Origin of the sequence: Pseudoxanthomonas sp. USHLN014, assembly GCF_037153335.1 — a bacterium.
Taxonomy (GTDB): Bacteria; Pseudomonadota; Gammaproteobacteria; order Xanthomonadales; family Xanthomonadaceae; genus Pseudoxanthomonas_A; species Pseudoxanthomonas_A winnipegensis.
Genome location: NZ_JBBCKO010000001.1, coordinates 624,546 through 649,306, shown reverse-complemented (window position 1 = coordinate 649,306; position 24,761 = coordinate 624,546). Strand labels below are relative to the sequence as shown.

Annotated in this window: 19 protein-coding genes and 2 pseudogenes; 11 read left to right on the top strand and 10 right to left on the bottom strand. The window is 66.9% G+C overall.

The window, feature by feature from the left end; all coding sequences use genetic code 11:
• Positions 1-75: 75 nt before the first annotated feature.
• Together WFQ05_RS02965 and WFQ05_RS02960 are read left to right on the top strand one after the other, a co-directional pair.
• On the top strand, positions 76-834 hold the full coding sequence (locus WFQ05_RS02965) for an SseB family protein (RefSeq protein WP_130522582.1): 759 nt from the start codon (positions 76-78) through the stop codon (positions 832-834).
• Positions 835-1,648: 814 nt separating this feature from the next.
• Positions 1,649-2,680: pseudogene (locus tag WFQ05_RS02960) on the top strand (DHHA1 domain-containing protein); the annotation flags it as partial.
• Positions 2,681-2,703: 23 nt separating this feature from the next.
• Here WFQ05_RS02960 and WFQ05_RS02955 read toward each other — a convergent pair.
• Positions 2,704-4,284: a glycosyltransferase family 39 protein gene (locus tag WFQ05_RS02955; protein ID WP_337052588.1), complete on the bottom strand. Its 1,581-nt coding sequence runs from the start codon at positions 4,282-4,284 to the stop codon at positions 2,704-2,706.
• A gap of 184 nt (positions 4,285-4,468) precedes the next feature.
• Between WFQ05_RS02955 and WFQ05_RS02950 the strand changes: the two genes are divergently transcribed.
• Positions 4,469-5,350 carry a LytTR family DNA-binding domain-containing protein gene (locus WFQ05_RS02950; RefSeq protein WP_337052587.1) on the top strand — a complete coding sequence of 294 codons (882 nt, stop codon included), beginning with the start codon at positions 4,469-4,471 and terminating at the stop codon, positions 5,348-5,350.
• Between the two features lie 58 nt (positions 5,351-5,408).
• On the opposite strand, the gene WFQ05_RS02945 is transcribed toward WFQ05_RS02950, so the two are convergent.
• On the bottom strand, positions 5,409-5,705 hold the full coding sequence (locus tag WFQ05_RS02945) for a DUF1244 domain-containing protein (RefSeq protein WP_130533134.1): 297 nt from the start codon (positions 5,703-5,705) through the stop codon (positions 5,409-5,411).
• A 49-nt stretch (positions 5,706-5,754) separates the two neighbouring features.
• Between WFQ05_RS02945 and folD the strand changes: the two genes are divergently transcribed.
• The 3 genes from folD (at position 5,755) to guaA (ending at position 9,933) form a co-directional block, all read left to right on the top strand.
• A complete protein-coding gene (gene folD, locus WFQ05_RS02940) occupies positions 5,755-6,651 on the top strand; it encodes a bifunctional methylenetetrahydrofolate dehydrogenase/methenyltetrahydrofolate cyclohydrolase FolD (protein WP_130561682.1) in 897 nt (298 codons plus the stop codon).
• A 158-nt stretch (positions 6,652-6,809) separates the two neighbouring features.
• Positions 6,810-8,267 carry an IMP dehydrogenase gene (guaB, locus tag WFQ05_RS02935; protein WP_130561683.1) on the top strand — a complete coding sequence of 486 codons (1,458 nt, stop codon included), beginning with the start codon at positions 6,810-6,812 and terminating at the stop codon, positions 8,265-8,267.
• 100 nt (positions 8,268-8,367) lie between these two features.
• Complete coding sequence (gene guaA, locus WFQ05_RS02930) at positions 8,368-9,933, top strand: glutamine-hydrolyzing GMP synthase (protein WP_130522576.1); 1,566 nt, start codon at positions 8,368-8,370, stop codon at positions 9,931-9,933.
• A gap of 27 nt (positions 9,934-9,960) precedes the next feature.
• Here the strand turns inward: guaA and WFQ05_RS02925 are convergent, their stop codons facing one another.
• The 5 genes from WFQ05_RS02925 to WFQ05_RS02905 all read right to left on the bottom strand — a co-directional run bounded on the left by WFQ05_RS02925 (position 9,961) and on the right by WFQ05_RS02905 (position 14,298).
• Positions 9,961-10,455 (bottom strand): hypothetical protein, encoded by a 495-nt coding sequence (locus tag WFQ05_RS02925; protein WP_337052585.1) that lies wholly within the window; start codon positions 10,453-10,455, stop codon positions 9,961-9,963.
• A 20-nt stretch (positions 10,456-10,475) separates the two neighbouring features.
• Positions 10,476-10,862, bottom strand: coding sequence for a hypothetical protein (locus tag WFQ05_RS02920; RefSeq protein WP_337052583.1), 387 nt, complete (start codon positions 10,860-10,862; stop codon positions 10,476-10,478).
• A 64-nt stretch (positions 10,863-10,926) separates the two neighbouring features.
• Positions 10,927-11,385: a Mov34/MPN/PAD-1 family protein gene (locus tag WFQ05_RS02915; RefSeq protein WP_337052581.1), complete on the bottom strand. Its 459-nt coding sequence runs from the start codon at positions 11,383-11,385 to the stop codon at positions 10,927-10,929.
• The gene (locus WFQ05_RS02910; protein ID WP_337052580.1) at positions 11,360-13,084 is read right to left on the bottom strand and encodes a ThiF family adenylyltransferase; all 1,725 of its coding nucleotides are present in this window, start codon (positions 13,082-13,084) and stop codon (positions 11,360-11,362) included. The genes WFQ05_RS02915 and WFQ05_RS02910 overlap by 26 nt, the downstream gene beginning before the upstream one ends.
• The gene (locus WFQ05_RS02905; protein ID WP_337052579.1) at positions 13,081-14,298 is read right to left on the bottom strand and encodes a nucleotidyltransferase; all 1,218 of its coding nucleotides are present in this window, start codon (positions 14,296-14,298) and stop codon (positions 13,081-13,083) included. Before WFQ05_RS02905 ends, WFQ05_RS02910 begins: the two co-directional genes overlap by 4 nt.
• Positions 14,299-14,408: 110 nt before the next feature.
• Here WFQ05_RS02905 and WFQ05_RS02900 point away from each other — a divergent pair, with 110 nt between their 5' ends.
• From WFQ05_RS02900 to WFQ05_RS02885, 4 genes are all read left to right on the top strand, one after another.
• A complete protein-coding gene (locus WFQ05_RS02900; protein WP_337052578.1) occupies positions 14,409-15,542 on the top strand; it encodes an SAVED domain-containing protein in 1,134 nt (377 codons plus the stop codon).
• A gap of 156 nt (positions 15,543-15,698) precedes the next feature.
• The gene (locus WFQ05_RS02895) at positions 15,699-16,196 is read left to right on the top strand and encodes a S8 family serine peptidase (protein WP_337052576.1); all 498 of its coding nucleotides are present in this window, start codon (positions 15,699-15,701) and stop codon (positions 16,194-16,196) included.
• 435 nt (positions 16,197-16,631) lie between these two features.
• Entirely contained in the window at positions 16,632-17,240 is a 609-nt protein-coding gene (locus WFQ05_RS02890) for an NIPSNAP family protein (RefSeq protein WP_337052575.1), read from the top strand.
• Positions 17,241-17,313: 73 nt separating this feature from the next.
• Positions 17,314-18,777 carry an MmgE/PrpD family protein gene (locus WFQ05_RS02885; protein WP_337052574.1) on the top strand — a complete coding sequence of 488 codons (1,464 nt, stop codon included), beginning with the start codon at positions 17,314-17,316 and terminating at the stop codon, positions 18,775-18,777.
• 4 nt (positions 18,778-18,781) lie between these two features.
• On the opposite strand, the pseudogene WFQ05_RS02880 reads toward WFQ05_RS02885, so the two are convergent.
• Both WFQ05_RS02880 and WFQ05_RS02875 read right to left on the bottom strand, forming a co-directional pair.
• Positions 18,782-21,175 (bottom strand): annotated as a pseudogene (locus tag WFQ05_RS02880) (DUF2309 domain-containing protein).
• 25 nt (positions 21,176-21,200) lie between these two features.
• Positions 21,201-22,772 carry a proton-conducting transporter membrane subunit gene (locus WFQ05_RS02875; protein ID WP_337052572.1) on the bottom strand — a complete coding sequence of 524 codons (1,572 nt, stop codon included), beginning with the start codon at positions 22,770-22,772 and terminating at the stop codon, positions 21,201-21,203.
• 109 nt (positions 22,773-22,881) lie between these two features.
• Here WFQ05_RS02875 and WFQ05_RS02870 point away from each other — a divergent pair, with 109 nt between their 5' ends.
• Positions 22,882-23,772, top strand: a complete 891-nt coding sequence (locus WFQ05_RS02870) for a LysR family transcriptional regulator (protein WP_131658888.1) — start codon at positions 22,882-22,884, stop codon at positions 23,770-23,772.
• Positions 23,773-23,928: 156 nt separating this feature from the next.
• Here the strand turns inward: WFQ05_RS02870 and WFQ05_RS02865 are convergent, their stop codons facing one another.
• Entirely contained in the window at positions 23,929-24,636 is a 708-nt protein-coding gene (locus WFQ05_RS02865; protein WP_337052570.1) for an AraC family transcriptional regulator, read from the bottom strand.
• Positions 24,637-24,761 lie beyond the last annotated feature (125 nt).

Sequence of the window (24,761 nt, the reverse complement as noted above, 5' to 3'; positions counted from 1 at the left end):
CCAGGCATGGGCGCGGAGGCATACAATCCGGTTAGACTAAGTATTCCTTAGTCTAACCGAGCCCAACGAACACGCGTGATTCCTGCAGACGAACTCGCCAGGCTGATGCATGAGGCACTCGCCGACAAGTCGGCGGAACCGGCCTTTTTCCGTGCGCTGCTGGATGCAACGGTCTACGCTCACACGCCACGCAGTGGTCGTCGTGGTGAACGTCTGCGCTTCATCCAGTTCACAACGCCCGAAGGTCTGACCGTGTTGCCATTCTTCACCGAAGAATCGCAGGCCAGAACAGCGGCCGGGTCTGCAGCGACTGTCTTGGTGCTAACCGGACGTCAACTATTCGAATGGACACGGGGTGCGACACTGATGCTCAACCCAAACGAGGTAGGTTGTACGCTGTATCCCGAAGAAATCGCTGCGCTGCTCGATCATGGAGAGGTGGCCATCGTCGAGCGGATCGACACGGGCGGTCAGCAGCTTTGGATAGGGGCTTCCAGCGATTGGCCTACTTGGTTAGTCGACCGGTTGATTGCGCTCTACGCGGGTCTGGATTGTGTCGAGGCGGCTTATCTGGCTGGCATCGGTGCGCCCTATGGCTCCGAACAGCGAGGACTGTTGGTTGCCGTCTCTGTGCCAGCGAAAGATGCCGAGCGTGTCGCCCGTGCCACTACGACGGAATTGCAGCCGCACTGCCGAGCGCTTCGAACCACCGTCGACCTGACTGCTTTTGAGCCTGGTGATCTCCCGGGTTGGTTAAAGGATGCCAGCCTCGAACCGTTCTATGTGCGCGCCATGGGCGAGCGGATAGGTCTTGGTCCGCAGGGGCTGCAGTAAATGACCTCGCTACGCGAAGGTGAAGTTCTCGCCGAACAGGTTGCCTCGGAATTCGTACATGCGTTGTTTCCGAGTTTCCGAACACCGGCGTTTTTGGCTTGCCCAGACGATTTGTGCGCCAAAGCAGTGCTCGCTGCAGTTACGCGTGCGGCAGGTGCAAGAGGAGTTGCGACGGAGATCATTGATCTGCGTCCTGCGCCTGCCGAACTCCTTGGCAGGGTAACCGAGCGGCTATGTGGCTTTGAGGGTAGGCGGAAGCGGAAGGATGCGCCTGCGATCAGCGTGCTTGCGCTAGATGGGTTCGATCTTCTGGAAGGAGTGGACAATGACAGGCCGACCTATCCATTCCGTTCGGAGTTTCAATTCGACGAAGATTTCCGCTGGCTCTTCCTAGGGCGCGACTGGGGCCGGCTTCGGCGGCTATTCGGGACCTATCGTCTGCCGCTGTATCACGCAGCGTCTGATCTCACACCTGAGCCTTGGCGAACGTAATCAGGGCAGCAACTATGGCAGCTAGTATCAAGTAACTAATTGATATTAAAGGCATATCCTTGGGTTTATTGCTCCTTTCAGGCGGATATCGGCAGCCCCTCGGGGGCTGCGCCGAAGTCTGTTTTGTGTCCGCTTCCGACGGAGTCACACGGCTGGTAGGGTTGGTGCAAGTTGTTAGCTAGCATCTCCTCGCACGATGGACCCTGGCCAAAAGTGCACAACCCAAGGAATATCTGAAGTGTTCGGCTCTGTTTCGAATCCACAGGCGAGGTTGCCTAAATTTCGACAGCTACCGAAAAAGTGTCCAGACGGGCGCCGCGCCCTAGCGGATCTGGTGCCGCTGGATGCCAACAACCGTGCGCTGGTCGCCGCCGGCCTACGCCGGCTGCGGGCGGGGCAGGGCTGCGCCGGCCTGCGGGCGCTGATCGAGGTCTGCGGCCGCCGCGCCGAGACGCTCAGCGCCGCCGATGTCGGCTTCGCCGTCGCGCCCCGTCTGAACGCCGCCGGCCGGCTGGAGGACATGGCGCTGGGCATCGCCTGCCTACTGTGCGACGAGGACGGCCCGGCGCGCGAGATGGCCGGCGTGCTGCATGCGATCAACGCCGAACGCCGCGGCGTGCAGCAGCAGATGACCGATGCGGCCGAGGCCGCCCTGTCCAAGGTCGCCGCACTCGATGGCGAGGTGCCGATCGCGGTGTGCCTGTTCGATGCCGACTGGCACCCTGGCGTGGTCGGCCTGGTCGCCTCGAAGATGAAGGATCGCGTGCACCGCCCGGTGATCGCCTTCGCCCCGGCCGAGCCCGGCAGCGACGCGCTGCGCGGGTCCGCCCGCTCGATCCCCGGCTTCCACATCCGCGATGCGCTGGCGGCGGTCGATGCCCAGCATCCGGGGCTGATGCAGAAGTTCGGCGGTCATGCGATGGCCGCCGGCCTGAGCCTGGATCTCGCGCAGCTGCCGGCGTTCGAGGCCGCCTTCCACGCGTACGCCGCCGCCTCGCTCGATGCCGCGCTGCTGCAGGCCGAACTGCTCAGCGACGGCGAGCTGCTGCCGCACGAGTTCGACCGCGCCCACGCCGAGGCCCTGCGCGACGGTGGGCCATGGGGGCAGGGCTTCGCCGAACCGCTGTTCGACGGCGTGTTCGAGGTGATCGACTGGCGGCCGATCGGCGAGCGCCATCGCAAGCTGGTGCTGCGCTGCCCGCAGCGCAGCAAGCCGCTGGACGCGATCCACTTCAACGGCCTCACGCGCGAACCGCCACCGCCTCGGCTGCACATCGCCTATCGCCTGGCCCCGGACGACTATCGCGGCGGCGACGCGATCCAGCTGATCGTCGAGCACTGCGTTCCGGCCTGAACCAGGCCGCGCGCCCGCGCCGCTCAACCGAACCGCGGCTTGACGCCCCAGATCTGCGGCCAGATCGGCGGGATGTCGCGGCAGACGAAGATCGCGTAGCCGTTCGCAGATTCCTCGTTGGCCACCCCCTCGCGGTTGCGGAAGACGCCGTGTGAGGTGCATTTGGCGACGCTGCCGCGCTGATCCTCTTCGGTATTGCCCAGTTCGATGATCACGCTCGGCGGCGGGTTGCCATAGCCGCGATACCAGGCCGAGTTGGTCCGGCTGATCACCGGCGGCAGGCCGAGCGCCGGGCCGTACAGGGCCATGGCGCCGGCCTCTCCATAGTTGTTGGCCAGGATGGCGGTGTTGGCCCGCTCGGCCTCGGGCAGGGCGCGGTAGACCGTGGCCACGCGCTGGGCCAGTTCCTGCCAGCCCACCTGCTCGGCATAGTCGCCGTGCAGGCGCCGGTTGAAGTGCCAGAGCGGGGAGTTGATCGGCGCGATCGGCAGATGCAGCGATGCGCCCAGCGGCAGGCCGACCGCCAGCAAGGCAGCCACGGCGATGCGCAGTCCATGCGCGCGACCCGCCGGCATGGAGGCGCACCAGCGCTCGATGGCCACATAGCCGGCCGCCAGCAGCATCGGATAGCCCGGCGCCATGTAGTAGCCGCGTCCCCGCGAGAGCGCGAACAGCAGCAACGGCACCGCATACATCCAGGCCAGCACGCGGTAAGGGCGCATCGAACCGGCCAGCGTCAGGAATCCCAGTCCCGCCAGCCAGATCGGCAGGGTCAGCGCGCTGGCGTTGGCGTAAAGCTGCTCGGGGAAGAACAAATCCGTGCGGCCGATGGCCACATCGCGCGCATGGATGTGGGCGACGAAGTCCAGGTAGATGAAGTCGTGCCGTACCTGCCAGACCAGGTTGGGCAGGAAGATCGCGAAGGCCACGCCCACGCCCAGCCAGGGCCAGCGCGTGCGCAGCTGCGCGCGCATCGGTCCGGCCAGCACGCCCGCGGCCAGGCCGATGGCCCAGTACACGATGGTGTAGCGCGTCATCAGCCCAAGGCCGAAGACCGCGCCAAGCGCAAGCCACAGGCGCAGATCGCCGCCCTTGGCCAGGCGCAGCACCAGCCACGCGGCCGCCACCACCCACAGCAGGTCCGGGCCGCAGTACATGAGGATGCTGCTGTTGACCAGGCCGAACGGCATGCACGCCGTGGCCAGCGCCGCGCAGACCTGGGCGAAGCGCCGGCCGCCGAGCTCGGCGGCGATCAGTCCCGCCAGCACCATCGCACCGCACTGGGCGAGCACGGCCACGATGCGGAAGCCGATGAGCGAGGTCCCGAACACGGCCAGCTCCAGCCGCGCCAGCCATGGCACCAGCGGCGGGTAGGGCACATAGCCCCAGTCCAGATGCCGGGCGTCGTCCAGCACCTGCAGTTCGTCCCGGTGGAAGCCATAGGCGCCGTTGAGCCACAGATGGGCGATCAAGCGCACCAGCGCCAGCGCGAGCAGCAGCATCAGATCGGCACGGTGGTCGCGCGCACCGACCGGAGTAGCCGCAGACAGCGCGGAGCCATCGGGGTGGTGATCGGAGAGAGGAGCAGGCAAGGGCGTGGTCATGGCAGAGCGTCGGCCGGGATGTTGCTCAGTGTTTCCCCTGCGTCCTGGCCGGACCAGCCGAAAGTGACCACACCCCGCGGGTTTGGGACCAACCGCGGGTCTGCGGGGACGGGGTCCCGTGCACGCGCGGCGGCAAGCGCCGCGATGGGAGCGGCACGGACCGAAGGACTCGTAGAATGGCCGGATGCCTGCACCCGCACCGACCGCCTACGAACGCTTCCTGCCGTGGAAGCGCTGGTTCGAGATCGGCTTCTGGGTGCTCAACGCGGTGGTGGGGGCGACCTTCAGCAGCGTCACCGTGATCATGGACATCCACAAGGTCGGGCTGCACTTCGCCGACTGGGAGCCGGTGGTCTGGGAATGCTCGAGTCACCTGATGTGGCTGGCGATGGTCTTGCCGATCGCCTGGTTCTCCCGCCGCTATCCGTTCCACTGGGACACCTGGCGCAGGCAGCTGCCGCGGCATCTGTTGTTCAGCGTGGCGGTCTCGGTGACGCACGTGTCGGGCATGGTCGCCCTGCGCACGCTGGCCTACTGGTGGATGGGCGGTCACTACGACTTCGGCGACTGGCCCAAGGGCCTGTTCTACGAGTATCTCAAGGACGTGCGCGGCTACTTCTGGTGGGTGCTGCTGATCGAGCTCTATCGGCTGGCCATGCGCCGGCTGCAGGGCGAGGCCAGCCTGCTGGCCCCGCCGGACGAGGGCCAGCCGCTGGAGCCGGTGGACCGGCCCGAGCGCTTCCTGGTGCGCAAGCTCGGGCGCGACTTCCTGGTCGCCACCGATGAGGTCGAATGGGTCCGTGCGGCGGGCAACTACGTCAACCTGCGCGTGCGCGGCCACGACTACCCGCTGCGCAGCACGATGACCGAGATCGCCGCCAGACTGGACCCGGACCGCTTCGTGCGCATCCAGCGCAGCTACATCGTCAACCTGGCCCAGGTGGCCTCGATCGAACCCATCGACGGGGGCGAGGCCCGCCTGCATCTGAAGGACGGCACCACGCTGCCGTGCAGCCGCACCTACCGCGCCGCGCTGCGCGAGAAGCTGGGCGTGGGCGAGGGCTGAGCAGCGGCACCGGTCCTGCGCGCCTGCGCGTGCAGGGGAGGGGCTTTCAGCCCCACGCTCAGCCGTGTCGCTTGCGTGCCGCCTCGAACGCGGCCAGCTGCTCGGCCGTGGCCTCGGGCTGGTGCCTGGCCTTCCATTCGGCGAAGGGCATGCCGTAGACCGCCTCGCGGGCCTGGTCCTTGGTCATCGGCGTGCCGGCGGCCTCGGCCGCCTCGCGGTACCAGTCCGACAGGCAGTTGCGGCAAAAGCCGGCCAGGATCATCAGGTCGATGTTCTGCACGTCCGGCCGCTCGACGTTGAGATGCTGCAGCAGGCGGCGGAAGGCGGCCGCTTCGAGGTGCGTGGTGTCGGTCATGGTGCCAATCGGGGACAATAGGGGGCCTGCACTCTATACCGCGCCTTCGATGACCGCTTCCGCCCCCGCCCGCATCCTCGACGGCCGTCGCATCGCCGAGGACCTCCTGGACCAGCTCAAGCAGCGGGTCGACGCGCGCGTGGCCGCCGGCAAGGGCGCGCCGGGCCTGGCCGTGGTGCTGGTGGGCGGCGACCCGGCCAGCACGGTCTACGTGCGCAACAAGCGTCGCGCGGCCGAGAAAGTCGGCATCGTCGCCCACGACTACGATCTGCCGGCCGGCACCACGGAAGGCCAGCTGCTGGCCCTGATCGACCAGCTCAACGCCGACCCGAAGATCCACGGCATCCTGGTACAGCTGCCGCTGCCGGGCATTCCCGACGCGCGCCGGCTGATCCACCGCATCGACCCGCGCAAGGATGTGGACGGCTTCCACCCGGAGAACGTGGGCCACCTGGCCCTGCGCGAATTCGGCCTGCGCCCCTGCACCCCGCGCGGCATCGTCACCCTGCTGGGCCACACCGACCAGCCGGTGCGCGGGCGCAACGCCACCATCGTCGGCGTGTCCAACCACGTGGGCCGGCCGATGGCGCTGGAACTGCTGATCGCCGGTTGCACGGTGACCTGCTGCCACAAGTTCACCCCGGCCGATGTGCTCGAAGCCAGCGTGCGCAACGCCGACATCCTGGTGGTCGCGGTCGGCCGGCCGCAGCTGATCCCGGGCGAGTGGGTCAAGCCCGGCGCGGTGGTGATCGACGTGGGCATCAACCGGCTCGAGGACGGCCGCCTCACCGGCGATGTGGGCTTCGAGGCCGCAGCCCAGCGCGCCAGCTGGATCACCCCGGTCCCCGGCGGCGTGGGCCCGATGACCGTGGCCACGCTGATGCAGAACACGATCGAGGCTGCTGATGCGGCGGGGATTGGGGATTCGGGATTCGGGATTGGTTGAAAGCGAGGGCAAAAGGCATGCGTTGGCCGATTCCGTTTGCGTCCGGGATCGGACGGCAGCGGGACGCTTTGTTGTGGCCAATCCCCAATCCCGAATCCCCAATCCCCGCCCCAATACGTTAAAATGTCGCGCTTCCCTAGAACCGGTTAGGTGAGCCGATGCTCCGCATCCTGGCTGAAGCACTGACGTACGACGACGTTTCCCTGGTCCCCGCGCACTCGACCGTCCTGCCCAAGGACGTGAACCTGGAAACGCGCCTGACCCGCGACCTCAAGCTCAAGCTGCCGCTGCTGTCGGCGGCCATGGACACGGTGACCGAGCATCGTCTGGCCGTGACCATGGCCCAGCTGGGCGGCATCGGCATCATCCACAAGAACCTCACCGTCGAGGCCCAGGCCGCCGAAGTGGCCAAGGTCAAGACCTTCGAGGCCGGCGTGATCACCGAGCCGTTCACCGTCGGCCCGGACACCACCATCGCCGAGGTGCTCAAGCTCACCCGCGCGCGCAACATCTCCGGCGTGCCGGTGGTCGACGGCCACCAGCTGGTCGGCATCGTCACCAGCCGCGACATGCGCTTCGAGAAGAAGCTCGACGATCCGGTCCGCCACATCATGACCAAGAAGGATCGCCTGATCACCGTGCGCGAAGGCGCCAGCGACGAGGAAGTGCTCGAGCTGCTTCACAAGCACCGCATCGAGAAGGTCCTGGTGGTCAACGACGCCTTCGCCCTGCGCGGGCTGATCACGGTCAAGGACATCCAGAAGAAGTCCGACAGTCCCAACGCCGCCAAGGACCGCGACAGCCGCCTGCTGGTGGGCGCCGCGGTCGGCGTCGGCGGCGACACCGAGCAGCGCGTCGAGGCGCTGGCCGCCGCCGGCGTGGACGTGATCATCGTCGACACCGCGCACGGCCATTCGCAGGGCGTGCTGGATCGCGTGGCCTGGGTCAAGACGACCTATCCGCAGCTGCAGGTGATCGGCGGCAACATCGTCACCGGCGACGCCGCGCTGGCGCTGATGGACGCCGGCGCCGATGCGGTCAAGGTCGGCGTGGGCCCGGGTTCGATCTGCACCACGCGCGTGGTGGCGGGCGTGGGCGTGCCCCAGATCACCGCGGTCAACATGGTCGCCGAGGCGCTGGCCGACCGCATCCCGCTGATCGCCGACGGCGGCATCCGCTACTCGGGCGACATCGGCAAGGCGCTGGCCGCCGGTGCCTCCACGGTGATGGCCGGTGGCCTGTTCGCCGGCACCGAGGAAGCCCCGGGCGAGGTCGAGCTGTTCCAGGGCCGCAGCTACAAGAGCTACCGCGGCATGGGCTCGCTGGGCGCGATGGAGAAGGGCTCCAAGGACCGCTACTTCCAGGACGCCTCCGACGCCGACAAGCTGGTGCCCGAAGGCATCGAAGGCCGCGTGCCGTACCGCGGCCCGCTGAGCGCGATCATCCACCAGCTGATCGGCGGCCTGCGCGCCACGATGGGCTACGTGGGCTGCGCGACCATCGAGGAGATGCGCACCAAGCCGCAGTTCGTGCACATCACCGGCGCCGGCCAGCGCGAGAGCCACGTCCACGACGTGCAGATCACCAAGGAACCGCCGAACTACCGCGCAGGCTGATGCTTGCCCGGGAATGGGGAATCGGGAGTCGGGAATCGATGAACCAGCGCCTTCACCGCTTTACCCATTCCCGATTCTCCATTCCCGATTCCCGGCCCCGATGACCAACATCCACACCGACAAGATCCTGATCCTCGATTTCGGCGCGCAGTACACCCAGCTGATCGCCCGCCGCATCCGTGAGATCGGCGTGTACTGCGAGATCTGGGCCTGGGATCACGACCCGGCCGAGATCGCCGCGTTCCAGCCCAAGGGCATCATCCTCTCCGGTGGTCCGGAATCGACCACGCTGCCGGGCGCGCCGGCCGCGCCGCAGGAAGTGTTCGATTCGGGCCTGCCGATCTTCGGCATCTGCTATGGCATGCAGACCCTGGCGGCGCAGCTGGGCGGGGCGACCGAAGCGGCCGATCAGCGCGAGTTCGGCCATGCCGAAGTCAACGTGATCCACGCCGATGCGCTGTTCAAGGGCCTGAGCGACCACGGCGGGGAGCCGCGACTGAATGTCTGGATGAGCCATGGCGACCATGTGTCGGTCGCGCCGCCGGGCTTCACCATCACCGCCACCACCGACCGCATCCCCGTGGCCGCCATGGCCAACGAGGACAAGCGCTGGTACGGCGTGCAGTTCCATCCGGAGGTCACCCACACCCTGCAGGGCCAGACCCTGCTGCGCCGCTTCGTGGTCGACATCTGCGGCTGCCAGACCCTGTGGACCGCGGCCAACATCATCGAGGACCAGATCGCCCGCGTGCGCGCCCAGGTCGGCGAGGACGAGGTGATCCTGGGCCTGTCCGGCGGCGTGGATTCGTCGGTGGTCGCCGCGCTGCTGCACAAGGCGATCGGCGACAAGCTGACCTGCGTATTCGTCGACACCGGCCTGCTGCGCTGGCAGGAAGGCGACCAGGTGATGGCGATGTTCGCCGAGCACATGGGCGTCAAGGTGGTCCGGGTCAACGCCGCGCAGCGCTATTTCAAGGCGCTGGAAGGCGTCAGCGATCCGGAAGCCAAGCGCAAGATCATCGGCAACCTGTTCGTGGAGATCTTCGACGAGGAGTCCAACAAGCTCAGCAACGCCAAGTGGCTGGCCCAGGGCACCATCTACCCGGACGTGATCGAGTCGGCTGGCAGCAAGACCGGCAAGGCCCATGTCATCAAGAGCCATCACAACGTCGGCGGGCTGCCCGAGCACATGAAGCTGGGCCTGGTCGAGCCACTGCGCGAGCTGTTCAAGGACGAGGTGCGCCGACTGGGCGTCGAGCTCGGCCTGCCGCGCACCATGGTCTACCGCCATCCGTTCCCCGGCCCCGGCCTGGGCGTACGCATCCTGGGCGAGGTCAAGCCCGAGTACGCCGAACTGCTGGCCAAGGCCGATGCCATCTTCATCGACGAGCTGCGCAAGGCCGACCTGTACGACAAGACCAGCCAGGCCTTCGCCGTGTTCCTGCCCGTCAAGTCGGTCGGCGTGGTCGGCGACGCCCGCGCCTACGAATGGGTCATCGCCCTGCGCGCGGTGGAGACCATCGACTTCATGACCGCGCACTGGGCGCACCTGCCGTACGACTTCCTCGGCACCGTCAGCAACCGCATCATCAACGAACTGCGCGGCGTCTCGCGCGTGGTCTACGACATCTCCGGCAAGCCGCCGGCGACGATCGAGTGGGAGTGATTTTTGCCTATCCGGGCATATCCGAAACTACGCCAAAGTACAATCTAAGCCACTGATTAAAATAAACATCCCCTTCGATTCCTGTTGGTGTCTATCGATGGGTAGAGATCGTAGCCGTCGGCCCTGCTGACAGCCCTTGCTCATATTGATCACGAAGGAATTTGAAAGCGTCTTCGCGCCCACCTCGGAGTTCCAGCAGTAGAAGCCGCGGAAGTACAGGTCGGGCGAACGGTCGGGCAGTCGGCCAGCCTCGATGGGGTTGAGTTCGTCGACCAGGAAGAGGAAGACGTCGCGATCAGACGCGTAGAGCGTTGTGGTGCCCTGGGTGATGTCGACGCGAAGATTGTAGATGCCGGTCGACCAGTCGAGGACGCCCGGCACCTTCCAGAGAGTGTCGCCCGTGCCATTGCCGGCGATGCGCTGCACGGCCCAGACCAGCTCATGATCGAAGATGCGGCCATAGTCGGGCCCGGTGACGGCGCGCAGCTCGACGCGGCCATCTTCGATCTCGAGCGTCTTCACCTGCTCGGCGCGATGGGAGGTCAGCCCGTATTGGAAGTTGATCCCGGCGAGCGGCGCCGGAAGCTGGCGCAGATAGGCCGCCGGCTCGCCGACCAGGCCGGCAAGCTGGCCAAAGCTCCAATGCGTCGGCGCGATCGGCGCATCCGAGGCAACATGAGGGACAGGCGCTCGGCATCGTCGCGGCTCGCCTCGACCAGGGTCGCCGCGCTCTCGACCGTTCGGGTGCGGCTACGCTCGGTCCGTCGATGCACGGCGGCATAGAAGTCCGACTGGGACAGGTAGCGCTCGTCCGCAGAACGCGAGAACCATTCCGACGATACGCGGCCGATCCGCTCGCCGCGGCTCACAACCATCTTGTAGCCGCCAGCGCGGTCGCGAGTGGCGTCCCGAATCTCCACATGGGTCATGGCTAGTCTCCATGACGGGCGCCGGAGGCCTCACCTCCAATCCTCAATATGCCGCGAACTATGATCAGACCGTGAGCGCGACGTCGGCGGGCGCGGCACGCCGGGCGAACATATAGGCGGCGGCCTCAAGGTGGAGAAAGTACCGTAGCCGGACAATCAGCAGCGCTGAAAAATCGATGTCCCGCTCGCCGTTGACCAGGCTCTGCATCGAGATGATGTCCTCGCGGCTCGGTCGGACCGGAAAGCTGGGGTGGGAGTGCCACTCGCCTAGATAGTTGAAGCGTTTGAAATCAGAACCGGTCTTTCGAAAGAAGGTGTCGAGCGTTTGCGCATGATGTTCGGGACTGCGGATGAAATGCGCAGCCGTCCCGGTCGTCTCGTCGACCGAGAAGTCGACAATGCGGAAATAATCGGGTGCGACTTGCTCTGCCATGAGGATGCCGCCGATCTCGCGCTGACCGGCACCTCGCAGGCATCTGCGAAGCCGCGCCCGCTGGTCATTCGGAAGGCTGATCGTGACCATCGAACGCCGAGGGCAGAAGTTCGCGCAAGAGCGCAAGGCTCTCTGCGACAGAACCGGGGTCCTGTTCGGCCTTCCAGCGCTCCGAGCCGGCGAGTTCGATAGGCCATGTCTCGAAGGGCTGGGAGAAAATCCAGGCCTTGCGCAAGCCGATCGCATAGGCGGGCGCCGGAAACGCACTGTCCTCGGGCCGGGTGAGCACGTCGGTCGCCAAGCGTGCCAGGTGACCTGCGATGACGGAAACTTCCGCGTCGTCGGCCACAAGCGGTCCGCCAATCCCGGCTGCCGCTTCATAGGGAGCGGCCAGGCCGGCGAGCGGGGCGGGAACGCCGTGCGCATTGCACCAAGCGTTGATCTGATTGCGGGCCGCCTGGGGCTCCGGCTCATGGCCCGATCGAACGCGGGCCACGAGGCCGCCGATGCCGCCGGCGAACACCTCGCCCCAGAGGAGTGGCTTGAGGCTTTCCTTCGCCACCGCGGCACAGAAGTTGAAGCAATGCGCGTCGGCAGTGGCGTCGATTATAAGGTCGCAGGCGCGCAACGCCGACATCACCGAGTCGGTGGAATCGGCGCTTTCCTGGCCGCCCAGCGCGACCCGCCGCACCGTGACGTCAAGCGTGCCGGCAATCTCGATGAGGCGGCTGCGCACTGCGTCGGCCTTGTGCACACCGGTCGCTGCGGCGCCGAGTTCGTTTCGCACCAGGTTCTCGGCAAAGAAGACGTCGTCGTCGACCAGCGTGAACGCGCGCACGCCTGCGCGCGCAAGCATCGCCGCGACCTTGGAGCCTAGAGAGCCGCATCCGACAATGCCGACGCTCTTTCCGTTGAGGACAGCATAATCGTCGGGGAGCCGGCTGCCGGCAGCGACCTTCAGGAGGCGCGAGCGACCGAAGACGCGCTTCTGGCTGGCGTCATAGGCATAGAAATGCGCGACCTCGGTCGCGGACACCAACACCAGGTCCATTTCTCCGCTGGTGGCGAGCACAGCCTCGCGGAGCGCGTCGAGGCCAAGCGCACCGAGCAGGTCGGTGATACCTGCCTGCGTGGCCGCAGGCATCGCCGTTCCTTGCGGCAGCCGAACGGCATCGCCGCGCTTCGTCGTCTCCCGAATCCCCGCAGGCCAGGCGCGGCCATCGGTGACGCCGTAGATCTCGGCGATCGTCGCCGTGCAGGTGTCTGCGCAAAATTTCTCCGCGATACCGATCTCGACCGATTGACCGGGCTCGATCGCCTTGAGGCGCTCTTCGAATTGCGGCGTCAGCAGGAACCGGAAATAGGAGCCGCGCACGCTTTGGCCGAGCGAGACGGCGTGTGCCGACGGCAGCTGGGGACCACCGACATCGCGTTCACCGGCGATCAGGCGATGCGCGCTCTCGATCATCATCGCTCCGGTGATCACGGTCTCCCAATTGTCGGCGCGATACTCCAGGCAGAGATTTCCGCCTGCGCCATACTGATGGCTCGAGAGGCGACTGCCGTCTCGGGGAACGACGATGGGCGGCGAATTGGGGTGGAATTCCGCATAGGTCATCGTCAGCGGAACGCTGCCGCCGTCATGCTCGATCTCAAAGTCGACCGCGAGCGCAGCGCCGTTCGAAAGATGCCAGCGCACGCCCTTGAGCCAGGCGACACGCTCAGCGAGGTCAGCGACGCCCTGACGTTCCGACCGTGCGCGTGTCGGGTTTTCGAGCCACCAGATCATTCCGCGCCGCCGAACCCCTGAGGCTTGGTCGGGACCCGGCTTCTGTCCGGAAAGGAAAGACCTCCCGCCATCGGCGCCACTGATGTGGTTTTCAGCAGCGGGGATCGGGCCGGCGGCTGACGGCGGCGCGCCGCGCGGTCGGCCAGCGATCCGCCGACGCCGCGTCCGACTGTCTCGGTGATCACTCTCCTGTCGCTTGACTGGGCCGCCTCGGCAAATTCCGTCCTGGCCTTCTGAAGCCACTCGTAAAACGCGGTCGCCCGCTCGGGATGCTCGGCCCATTTGTCGGCGAAGTTTTCGAGCGGGTCGGTCGGATTCGGGATCCAGTAGCAGTTGTTGTACCAAAGGATATGCTTGTCCATGCCGGCGAGGATCACTGCGAGCGCCGCGCCGATCGTCTCTTCGCCATTATAGGAGTGGGCCGCGAGGGTGGTGATGATGACCGAGATCGGGCGTTCGTCGCCGCGATGCTCGAAGGTATGATCGCGGTGACGCTTCAGGATCATGATGGCGGCCTGGAGGGGCGTTCGGACCTTGTAGTCTGGGATATCCTCGACGCTCGCACTCATGCTCTCGGCGAGCACGCGCTTGCGCCGTTCGAGCGCGGCCGCCATCCGGCTCTTGAACCACTCACAGTAGCCCTTGGGGTTCGAGCGCGGCCAATCGTCGGTAATGGTGGCGTAGGTCGGTCCCACCTTGTCGGTGATGGCGATGGCGGTGAGCGTCCAACGCGCGTCATAGCCGCGGGCTTCCAGGAGGAGGCGGGCGGCTTGCCCGTTCGGAAGCGCGGGCACGATATCCATATGGAATTGGGCGCCATCGGCGTAGTCGAGCACCCAGCAACGGCGCCCCTCGCGAAGCGGCTTGTTCATGTTCTGCGCGCGCCGATAGGCCTCGATCTCGGCGCCCAGCAGCGCCTTAAGTTGCTGTTGTGTCAGCTGTGTCTTGCCCAGCTTCTGCAGCTCGCAGACGGAATCGACGTCATATTCCTCGGCCTCGTTCAACGGACGGATCGTCGTCCCTAGGCGAAATGACCCCTGGACGTAGACCTTGGGTCCGTACTGTCGGACGGTCGAGGCGTCGCGGTGCAGCCAGTCGCCCAGTGACTTGTAACTCCGGTCGGCCTGCTCATACCGGCTTGGCGGAACGCTCAGTTCTTCGGCAAGATCCTCGAGGAATTCCTCGCTCTCGCGTGTGCGCGTCTGCTTTCCCACAATAGGCCTCCAAGGTGAAGCCCACGGTCCGCGGTGGATAATCGAACTGCGCGGTTGAGCTTTGAGGATAAAAACGTGAGCATTATAGCGAATCGGGGCGAAACATCATCATGGCAAAAACGCAAATCCCACAGAAAATTCAGCTCGCCCTTTGGACCAAGGCCGCCGGGCGCTGTGAATACCGCGGGTGCAACGAGGAGCTCGTCGGCGATCTGATCGCCGGGCGCGAGGATGGGAAGTTTGGCTTCATTGCGCACATCGTCGCCGACAGCGCCGACGGCCCGCGCGGTGATCCGGTCCGCTCTCCCGCGCTCGCCAAGAACTTGAGCAACCTCATGCTCCTCTGTGCAAAGCACCATAAGGGCGTGGATGTTGACTATCTCGCAGATCATTCCGAGGACGTCCTGCTTGAGATGAAGGCGGAGCATGAGGACCGGATCGCCATCGTGACGGGAATGGCGCAGGAACGCGCCGCGCACGTTCTCCGGTTCGCGGCCGACATCGGACAGCGGGATGCCCTGGTGTCGACGCGGTCGATCTTCATGGCGATGCCACCCGACAGGCATCCAGCCGAAGGCCGAACGATCGATATCGAGTTGGTCGGATGTGACTATGCCGATCATGAAGCGAATTACTGGTCCGTCCAGCAGGAGAATCTGCGACGTCTGTTCGCGCGCAAGGTGAAGGAGCGCATTGAGCAAAAGGAGATAAAGCAGCTCAGCGTGTTCGCGCTAGCGCCGCAGCCGCTGCTGATCGAGCTTGGGAATCTGCTGGGGGATCTCGTCCCGGTCACTGTTCATCAGCGATATCGCGAGCCGCCGACATGGCGCTGGCAAGCTGACCAGCCCGCGATCACCTTTCAGGTCGGAGACTATTCCGGGTCACCGAAGGTCGCGGTCGCGCTGAAGCTGGCGCTGAGCGCAACCATTACGGACGAACGGATTCGCGCGGTGCTGGGCGAAGACGTCGCCATCTGGTCGCTGACGGCCGAGAATCCGCACAACGACATCATGCGCCGTCCTGACGACCTGGTGGAGTTCAAGCGCCAGCTCCGACGTCTCCTCGATCGGATCAAGGCCTTTCACGGCGAGGATGCGGTCATCAACGTGTTTCCCGCGTTGCCGAATTCAGTGGCCGTCGAAGTCGGGCGCGCGCGAATGCCGAAGGCCGATTTGCCCATGCAGATCTATGACCAGAATCGGACCGTCGGTGGGTTCATCCCGACCTTGAAAATTACGAACTGACGGCGACGCGTTGCTCCGGTGATCGGTTGCTGCAGCGCCGGCCAAGCACTCCTAAATGGAGTTGCGTGCCTTCACCTTGATCGTGTCGATATGGAGTTTGGAGCGCGTAATCACCCAGAGGAACTTGCCCTGCGTTCGTGCGACGATTCCAGCGGCTTGAAGCGCAGCAGCCGCGCCGTCGACCGCGCTGTCACCACCGCCTGCGATCTCGTGGAGCATCCCAAGCGTGAGTCCGCCGCAGAGGCCCGCGCCCCGCGTCGCTGTCGTGTCTTCGGCATTGGTCGTGGGCGACCGTCGTCCTGGTCAGCGGCGATTGAACAGCTCTGTTATGGCGGCGGGGATCGCAGACGTCTGATGGTGCTTTCTGCTAGGAATTTGCGCGGCGACATCGGCGTTGACGGGTATCTCGATCGGAACGACCTGGAGGAAGTCGAGAGCCCGGCTCAGGCTTGGAATCCGCTCGTTGTTGGCGCCTATACCGACAAGATCGCGATCACGCATCCGGACTATGCGGGATGGGCGCCGGTCGCTCGCGCCGGCGATTTGTCGCCGGCCAGCCGTACGTCTGGCATCTGGGAGCGACAATGGCCGATCCGCCCGAACGTCGTCTTCGAGGGCGGCAACTTCGCGCACGATGGCGCGAACCCGGCCTAGGCGATCGACGGCTTTCAACTGATCACGACGCACTGCCGACCGAACATGCGGCTGTTCGAGGCGTTCGGCGACACGAGCGCTGCGGCGGCGCTGGGCCCCAATCTTGCGGCCGGCCTGCTGGCTGCACGGTCGGAGCTTTGGCCGAAGACCGCGCGCGGGCTCCGCTGCAGCTCGAAGGCGATGGCTTCCGCATCGACTGGCAGGCGCGCTGGTCGTTGGACGAAAAGCGGCAGAAGCGCGTTCAGACGCGCTAGGGCGGTTCCTCCAGCGGGAGACGTCGCGCGCGCCGAGCCGGATGGGCCGATCGCGCAGTGATGTGGCCCATATGATCCGGGGATGACTGCTCGACGCCGTCCCGCTAGCAAGCGACATGGGCATGGCGCTACGCTCGCCGGGCACAGAGAATCGATCAACGACCTGGCGAGGCTGCTCACGGTGATCTACGACCTGATTGCACTAAGCGGTCCGCTGCTGGGGACCTCCAGCATCGAGCGCAATGCGCTCGGCTGGATTTCGCAGGCGTCCGTCGGCTCGGTCTTGGGCCACTGGCACACCGAGATCGGCGAGCTTGGCCGTGTCCTGATCCTGCGGGGCTTCCACACCACCGAGCAGCTGGCGCGCGAGCGGCATCGGGCGGCGGAGGATCGTGATCCGTTCCACGGCAACGGGTTGGTGCGGGCCATCACGCAGGACAGCTATCGCGCCTTTCCCTTTCTACCGGCGGTCGAGCCGCGGGCGTACGGCGGAATCTACGAGTTCCGCACCTATTTTCTCAAGCCAGGCGGTCTGCCGCCGACGCTCGACGGCTGGCGGGAGGCGATCGGGCCGGCGAAGGAATACACCGACCACCTCGTGATCAACATGATCGCGCTTGACGGTCCGCCACGCATCACTCACATCTGGGGCTTCGAGACGATCCAGCAGCGCTTCGACCTGCGCAGGCAGCACGGGGCTGGCCTGTGGCCGCCCAAGGGCGGGCCGGAGCAGATCGATCATGCGACCTCCACGATCGCGCTGGCCGGCAAAGGCTCGCCGCTGTGCTGACGCTGGCGGTCTTTCGTGACCCGGCTCATCGTGTCGACAAGGGCACCACACCTCACGCCTGAGAGTGTCTCTCATGACAGTAGACCGCCGCACCCTGGTCAAATCCGCCGGCCTGGCACTCGGCGCGGCTGTCTATGGACCGGCTGTCGCCGGTCAGCAAGCCGGCGCAGCGGAGCGATCCGCGCCATCGTCTCCGCCCGCAGTGACCCGCATCCTGGCGGAGTGGATCCTGGCCTCGTCCTACAAAAGCCTGCCCGAGAACGTGCGTCGCGAAGGCGTGCGCAGCTTCCTCAACTGGGTGGGCGTAGCGATCGGCGGCTCGCAGCATGAGACCGTGGGGGTGGCCGTCTCGGCCCTGCAGCCGTTCTCCGGGCCGCCGCAGGCCGGCCTGTTCGGCCGGGTCGAGCGGTTCGACATCATGAATGCGGCCTTCCTCAACGGCGTTGCGAGTCACATCTTCGACTTCGACGATACGCATCTGAAGACCGTTATCCACCCGGCCGCGCCGGTCGCCTCGGCCATCCTCGCCTATGCCGCGATGAAGCCGGTCAGCGGTCGAGACTTCCTCGATGCGCTAGTGGTGGGGATCGAAACCGAGTGCCGGATCGGCAACGCCGTTTACCCGGATCACTACGATGCGGGCTGGCACATCACGGGCACCTGCGGGCCGTTCGGCGCTGCCGCGGCCGCCGGCAAGCTGATGGGGCTTTCCCAACAGCAGATGGTGTACGCCCTGGGGCTGGCCGCGTCGCAGCCGGTCGGCCTGCGCGAGTCCTTCGGTTCGATGAACAAGAGCTTCAATCCCGGCCGGGCCGCGGCCAATGGCCTGTTCGCCGCGATCCTGGCGGCGAAGGGTTTTACTTCGTCGGAGCAGATGATCGAGGCCAAGCGCGGCTGGGCGAACACGATCTCAACCAAGCAGGACTGGTCGCAGATCATCGACGGCCTGGGCACCCGCTACGAGTCGCTGCTCAACACCTACAAGCCCTTCGCCTGCGGCATCGTCATGCATCCCACGATCGACGCCGCCATCCAGATCCGCGACGAGGACCATGTCAGGCCGGAGGACATCAGCCGCGTGGACCTCAAAGTCCACCCACTGGTGTTGGAACTGACCGGCAAGACCGCGCCGAAGACCGGGCTCGAGGGCAAGTTCAGCATCTATCACGCCGCCGCCGTCGCCTTGGTGGAAGGGGCGGGCGGGGAGAAACAGTTCAGCGACCGCGCGGTGAACGATCCGCGCGTGGTGGCCCTGCGCCAGAAGGTCATGCCGGTGGTCACGTCCGGCATCGAGGCCGCGCAGGTCGACATGACCGTGACGCTGAACGACGGCCGGCGCTTCCACCGTTTCATCGAGCACGCCATCGGAAGCGTCGAGAAGCCGATGTCCGACCGGCAGCTGGAAGCCAAGTTCGCCGATCTCGCCGCCGATGTGCTGCCCAAGTCGCAGGCCGATTACGTCATGCGGTTATGTCGGTTGCTGCCGGAGCTGAAGGATGCCGGCGACGTGCTGCGGGCCGGCGCACGGGCCAGCTGAGCCACTAGGAGCACGCCGCCCAGCGCAGGTCGCCGGCATAGCGCCTGGTCATGCGGCCTTGGTCATCCAGGGCGAAAAGATGCAGCCAGCGGTTGTCGAACAGCGCGCGCACCTGCGGATGACGTTCCAGCACCTTGGCGATCGCCTCGGTCGGGGCCTCGATCAGGACGGACAGGCGCAAGGGTTCGTGGATGAGTCTTTCGCCGTCGTGCACCGACTGCCAGGGCAGGCCGCCGCGCAGCAGGCCGCCGTTGCCTTCGACCACGCCGATGCCGCCGGTGACGTTGTGCAGCAGCTTGTTGCCCGCGCCGAAGACTTCGGGTGCGACGGTCGAGCCGTAGTACTGCAGGCTGATCCAGCTGGCCACCACGACCGGGGCGGTCAGGATCAGCTCCAGCACGCCGAAGCCTTCGTCGCGCCGCCAGTCGTAGTCGTGCAGGAAGACCTTGCTCGCCAGATCGCGCCCTGTGGTGCGTGACCTCGGCGCCGCGATGAAGGCCTGGCAGCCGGCCAGCGCCCATTCCGGGCGAAGCTCGGCCCAGTCGCGGGCACGCTGGGCGATATCCTGGCCGCGCTGCGCGCGCGGCAGGCGCAGGGCGCGTTCGCTCAGTGCCAGCGCGCCGGCGGACTGTAGCCAACGCGCCGCCTGTCCGAGATCGGCGGCATGCTCGGGCGAGGGATGATCGGCGGCGTAGAGCTGGACCGCATCGGTGGTGGTGTCGTGCAGCGCGGCCAGGAACAGCGTGTCGTCGGGGATCGCGATGCCGCGCTCGGCAAGCCCGGCGCGGACCTCGCGGTCATTGAGCAGCGAGGCCAGCAGCCGCGCATTCGCCTCACCCGAGTAGCCGCCGCACGCGCCGCAGTGCAGGGCGCTGGCATGCGGATTGTTGACCACGTTGGCGCCATGGCCGGCGAGCACGACGAGCCTGGCGAAGCCGGTGGTGAGCGACATGGCCTTGAGCACGCGCGTGGCCATGGTCACTCGCGTCTTGAGGTCGAGACTGCTGGCCGGATGCGGTGCGGGATCGCTCGACGCACGATGCCGCGTCAGCGCCAGCCCGTCGCGCAGCAGCTTGGCGACGTAGACCGGGCCCGTGGCCTCGACGAAGGCGAAGGAGGAAATCGCGGCCAGCTTGAAGCGGCCCCAGGCACGCTTGGTCCGCGCCTTGATGCGAGCGCGCAGGTCCGCATCGGCCAGCGCACGTGTGGCCTCCCCGGAGCGGGTGAAGACAGCCGGCGCCAGCAGCATGGGCAGCCGCGCCTCGACCACGTCCGAGGCGAAACGCCGATGGCCGATGCCCAGCCCGAAGAAGCCTGCGAAACCGAGCGTCTGGATGCCGGGATCCAGGCCTTCCAGCGCACGGCGGAACACTTCCGAGCGCACGTCGATGCAGAAGGCCATCTGCAGCTGTACACGGCCAGCGGGCGGACGCGCCGGGGATGCGTCTGCAAGCACGGCGCCGAGCCGCCGCTGCGCTGCGCATTCGGCCGCCTCCTGCAGGAGACTGTCGACCAGGTCCCCCGACGTTGCGCACACCGGCGCGGCGTAGGCGCAGAGGGCCATCTGCCATCGGGACGCCAGCGCTGCACCGAACTTGCGCAGCAGCGCCACCTCCCAGGCCATGCGGATGGCGAGCAGGTCGATGACGGACGCATCGTGGCCGCCGTTCAACTCCGCTTGCCAGAGCCGATACCGGGCCAGCTGAGCCCAGCCGCCAAGCGTGCTCAGCAGCCGGTGGAAGTAGCTCTCCAGCGCGTCCTGGGAGAGCCCGAGGCTGACAGCGCCATCGACGATCGCGTCCTCGGCGCTGACGGGCATCTGCGCCACGTGCCGCGCGAACCCTGTCAGGCCGGCGACCTCCGGGGTCAGGTCGTGGGTCGCGACGACGCGCCACGCGGCGTAGGCGCCGCCGGATTGCCCGGCGCTCCACAGTGCCTGGCCCTGATCGAAGTAGCTCGATGCTCAGTGCCCGATGCGCTCGCTGACGATGCCCGGCCAGTCGATGGTCGCGACCTGGCGTGCCAGATCGGCCACGGTCGGGATCGCCTGCGGTGCGCCGCGCGCGCCTTGCATCGCGTGCTTGAGGGTGGACAGGCTAGGTGGGCGCGGCGCTGCCGGAGCGCGCTGCAAGGCCGCCTGCAGGTCGGCTTCGGCGATCTCGCCGGCGTGCCAGCGCTGTGCATACCAGACCCGCGGCATGGTCAATGCGATGCCGGCCGTGCGCCGCAGACGTGCCGCCGCGGTCGCCAGCGGCTCGCTTGTCTGGCCAAGGAAGGGATTGACCGCAACGCTCGAGGCCAGCGGCCAGAGCGGGGGGATCGCGCGCGCCGCGCGATGCGCCGCCTCGATGATCCCGTCATGGGACAGGCGCGGCGATTCGGTCGAGGTCATCGGCATGAGGAGTGTCCTGTCGCTTGTGGGGTCACGAGGCCTTGGGGACCGACCAGCCGCCGAGCAGGCGGTCGAGCGCGGCGTTGACGTACAGGCCATTGGAGAGATGGACGCGCAGTCCGGCGGCCGCGGGATGCGAGGCCCAGAGCGGGAACAGCGCCTGCGCCACCGCGACCAGCCCGAAGCTCAGCACCGCGAGCGCCAGGAGCGTCCACTCCAGTCGACCCGGCGCCGGCGTGGCTGGCAGAACACCAGAAGTCAGCCATTCGGCGACGCTCTGCAGCGCGAAATAGCCGACCGCCGCGGCGCAGGCATAGAGCGCCGTCCTGCGCGTCAGCGCGCGCGGCGCCGCGTCGGCCAGCCCCTGGGCCAGCAGGTAGGCCACCCCGAAGATCAGGATCGCGCCCAGCGCCAGCGCCTGGAGCGACTTGTGCCCGAAGCCGAACGTGAGCCCGAAGACCGCGCCGATCCCGACATAGATCGCCACGGCGATCAGAAAGGCCCGACCGACCGCCGGCACGCTGGGCACCGCGACCGGCCCGGGCCGGCGCGTGGCCGCCACCTGCTCGACCGCGCCGCCGGAGGCGAGAAAGGCATGCGCCTTGTAGAGCGAGTGCGCCACGATATGCAGCAGCGCCAGCGGGAACAGCGCAAGGCCGCACTGCAGGATCATGAAGCCCATCTGCGCGACCGTGGACCAGGCCAGCGAAGTCTTGACCGCGGGCTGGGTCAGCATCACCAGCGCGCCGAACAGCGCGGTGAAGCCGCCCAGCATGGCCAGCACGGCCAGCACGCCGGGGCTGAGCAGCATCAGGTCGGCGAACCGGATCAGCAGGAAGCCGCCGCCGTTGACCACGCCGGCATGCAGCAGGGCCGACACCGGCGTGGGCGCTTCCATCATCTCGGTCAGCCAGCCATGGGTCGGGAACTGGGCGGACTTCAGCACCGCGGACAGCGCGAGCAGGGCAGCCGCCGCGACCAGGGGCCAGGCGTGCGCTCCCGCGCGGGCCATCGCATTGATCGTGGCGATGTCGGTGGTGCCCAGGCGCGTCCAGATGAGGGCGGCCGCGCCGATCAGCGCGACGGCGCCGAGCGTGGAGAACAGCCGCTTCTTGCGTGCCGCACGCCGCGCGGCCACGCGCTCGGGATAGAACAGCAGCAGGCGACGCAGGGCGAGGCTGGTCGCGATCCAGGCGATCACGAGCTGGACCAGATTGCCGGCCTGGACGAGCAGCAGGACGGCCGCGAGCGCGGCGCAGAGCCAGCCGATGAAGTACCCCTGCCGCGCCTCGCCGTCCAGATAGGTGCGGGCATAGCGCACCACGATCCAGCCGACGAAGGCCACCAGCAGGAGCATCGTCGCGCTCACCGCATCCAGCCGCACGGACAGGCCGATGCGGCCCCAGCCTAGCAAGGCACTGGTGCCCGCGCCTTGCACGATCAGCAGCGCAAGCGAGGCCAGCGCGATGAGCAGGGCGCCAAGCGCCGCGCCTTCGGCGACCAGGGGCAGCAGGGGCGGGCGTCGACCGCTGCGCAGGCCGCCCAGGCCGGCGGCGACGAGCAGGAGGAGCGGGGCAGATAGCGGCAGCAGATAGAGCGACAAGGCGGTCCCCTGGATCGAGCGCGGTGGCAGGCGGGCGCCACGATAGGGATCGACGGGGACGAACAAAAATTCATTGTGCTCGCCAGTCCGTTCGCTAATATCGAACGATATGGCCGCGTTGAACTACAACCACCTGCGCTACTTCTGGGCCGTCGCGCACGACGGCAACCTCACCCGTACCGCGGAGCGGCTGCATCTGACCCAGTCGGCCTTGTCGGTGCAGATCCGCAAGCTCGAGGAGCGTCTGGGGCATGCGCTGTTCGAGCGGCGAGGGCGGCAGCTGCATCTGACCGAGGCCGGGCAGATCGTGCTCGACCACGCCGATGCGATCTTCGCCACTGGCGATGAGCTGCTGGGCACGCTGCGGCAGACCGGCGCGGCGCGGCAGGCGCTGCGCGTGGGTTCGCTGGCCACGCTGTCGCGCAATTTCCAGATGGAGTTCCTGCGCCCGGTGCTTGGCCGCACGGACATCGATCTGATCCTGCGCTCGGGCAGTGCGGGCGAACTGCTGCGGGCGCTGGAGGCGCTCAACCTGGACGTCGTGCTGCTCAATCAGGCGCCGCCCGGCGACGCGCTGACGCCCTTCGTCACCCACCGGCTGGCGCAGCGCCCCGTCAGCCTGGTGGGCACGCCGGACCGGCTGGGCCATGCCGCGAGCCTCGCCGAGCGCCTGCGAGACCATCCCATCATCCTGCCGACCGTGGACAGCAGCGTGCGCACCGGCTTCGACGCCCTGGCCGATCGCCTGGGCGTGCGACCGCAGATCGTGGCGGAAGTGGAAGACATGGCGATGATGCGCCTGCTCGCCCGCGAGGACATTGGCCTGGCGGTCCTGCCGCCCATCGTCGTCAAGGACGAGATCGCCGCCGGCGTGCTGGTCGAAGGCGATCAGCTGCCCGACATCGTGGAGACCTTCCACGCCGTCACCATGTCGCGACGCTTCCCCAATCCGCTGGTGCGGCTGCTGCTGCAGCCTGCGGACGCGTCGGCGGAGCGCTAGCCACAAACTTGCGGCGCTCACTGCTGGTGCTGCGGCTGCGAGTCTTGCGTTCTCGATGCGGCAGCATCCAAGTGCGCCGCGCGATTGCTGTGGCGCGCTTGGCCGGCCACTCGCGTTGGTGTTGGGCGAACCCGCTCTTACCGGACGGCTCGCGCGCTAAAGCCGGTCCTTGATGTTGCGATAGTCGCGCGGGGACATCCCGAGCGTGGCCTTGAACTGGCGTGCGAAGGCGCTCTGGTCGGCGAAGCCGCACTGCTGGCCGATGCTGGCGATGCTTTCATCGCCGTGCAGCAGCCGCATCGCCGCCTCGATGCGCAGCTTGGTCAGCAGCTGCTGCGGCGTGACCTGGAAGACCCGGCGGAAATGGCGCTCCAGCTGCGCCACCGACAGTTCGGCCAGGTCGGCCAGCGACTGCACGCGGATCTGCTCGCCGAAGTTGCCCTGCATGTAGTCGAGCACCTTGCTCAGGCGCTCGAACGCCGAATGCCGGTTGTCGGGCTGGCCCAGATCGCGCGAGATCCCGATCACGCCGACCACGTCCTCGCCCAGGCAAAGCGGACGCTTGAAGGTCAGGCACCAGCCGGGCATGCGGTTGGGATAGAGGTGCATCTCGAGCTGGTTGTCGATCACCTCGCCGCACAGCACGCGGCGGTCCTGCACCATGTAGCTGCCGCCGAATGGCAGGGGGAACAACTCCAGCACGGTTCTGCCGATTACGTCGCTGCGCTGCTTTCGCCCCAGGCGCCGGACCAGGGTCAGATTGCAGTGCGTATAGCGCCCCTCCTGATCCTTGATGAAGAAGACCACCTCGGGCAACGCATCGAACAAGGCCTGCATTTCAAGGCCGGAGAGGCTGACGTCCATCGGATCGGCTGGCGGTTGGCGGGAGGGCGCTTGGTCTCGATGCTAGCGCAAAGCGGGCCCCGCGACGGAAGCGCGATTGTGCGGATTTCCGCATTTTCCGCCGACATTCGGAACTAGTCGGGGCG

Bases quoted from the DNA above. Each gene is read 5' to 3' on its own strand.
- guaB (WP_130561683.1), top strand. From the start codon at position 6,810: ATGCTCCGCATCCTGGCTGAAGCACTGACGTACGACGACGTTTCCCTG.
- WFQ05_RS02950 (WP_337052587.1), top strand. From the start codon at position 4,469: ATGCCTGCACCCGCACCGACCGCCTACGAACGCTTCCTGCCGTGGAAG.
- WFQ05_RS02915 (WP_337052581.1), bottom strand. From the start codon at position 11,385: ATGGTCACGATCAGCCTTCCGAATGACCAGCGGGCGCGGCTTCGCAGA.
- WFQ05_RS02910 (WP_337052580.1), bottom strand. From the start codon at position 13,084: ATGATCTGGTGGCTCGAAAACCCGACACGCGCACGGTCGGAACGTCAG.
- WFQ05_RS02865 (WP_337052570.1), bottom strand. From the start codon at position 24,636: ATGGACGTCAGCCTCTCCGGCCTTGAAATGCAGGCCTTGTTCGATGCG.
- WFQ05_RS02885 (WP_337052574.1), top strand. From the start codon at position 17,314: ATGACAGTAGACCGCCGCACCCTGGTCAAATCCGCCGGCCTGGCACTC.
- WFQ05_RS02955 (WP_337052588.1), bottom strand. From the start codon at position 4,284: ATGACCACGCCCTTGCCTGCTCCTCTCTCCGATCACCACCCCGATGGC.
- folD (WP_130561682.1), top strand. From the start codon at position 5,755: ATGACCGCTTCCGCCCCCGCCCGCATCCTCGACGGCCGTCGCATCGCC.
- WFQ05_RS02870 (WP_131658888.1), top strand. From the start codon at position 22,882: ATGGCCGCGTTGAACTACAACCACCTGCGCTACTTCTGGGCCGTCGCG.
- WFQ05_RS02920 (WP_337052583.1), bottom strand. From the start codon at position 10,862: ATGACCCATGTGGAGATTCGGGACGCCACTCGCGACCGCGCTGGCGGC.
- WFQ05_RS02945 (WP_130533134.1), bottom strand. From the start codon at position 5,705: ATGACCGACACCACGCACCTCGAAGCGGCCGCCTTCCGCCGCCTGCTG.
- WFQ05_RS02900 (WP_337052578.1), top strand. From the start codon at position 14,409: ATGGCAAAAACGCAAATCCCACAGAAAATTCAGCTCGCCCTTTGGACC.
- guaA (WP_130522576.1), top strand. From the start codon at position 8,368: ATGACCAACATCCACACCGACAAGATCCTGATCCTCGATTTCGGCGCG.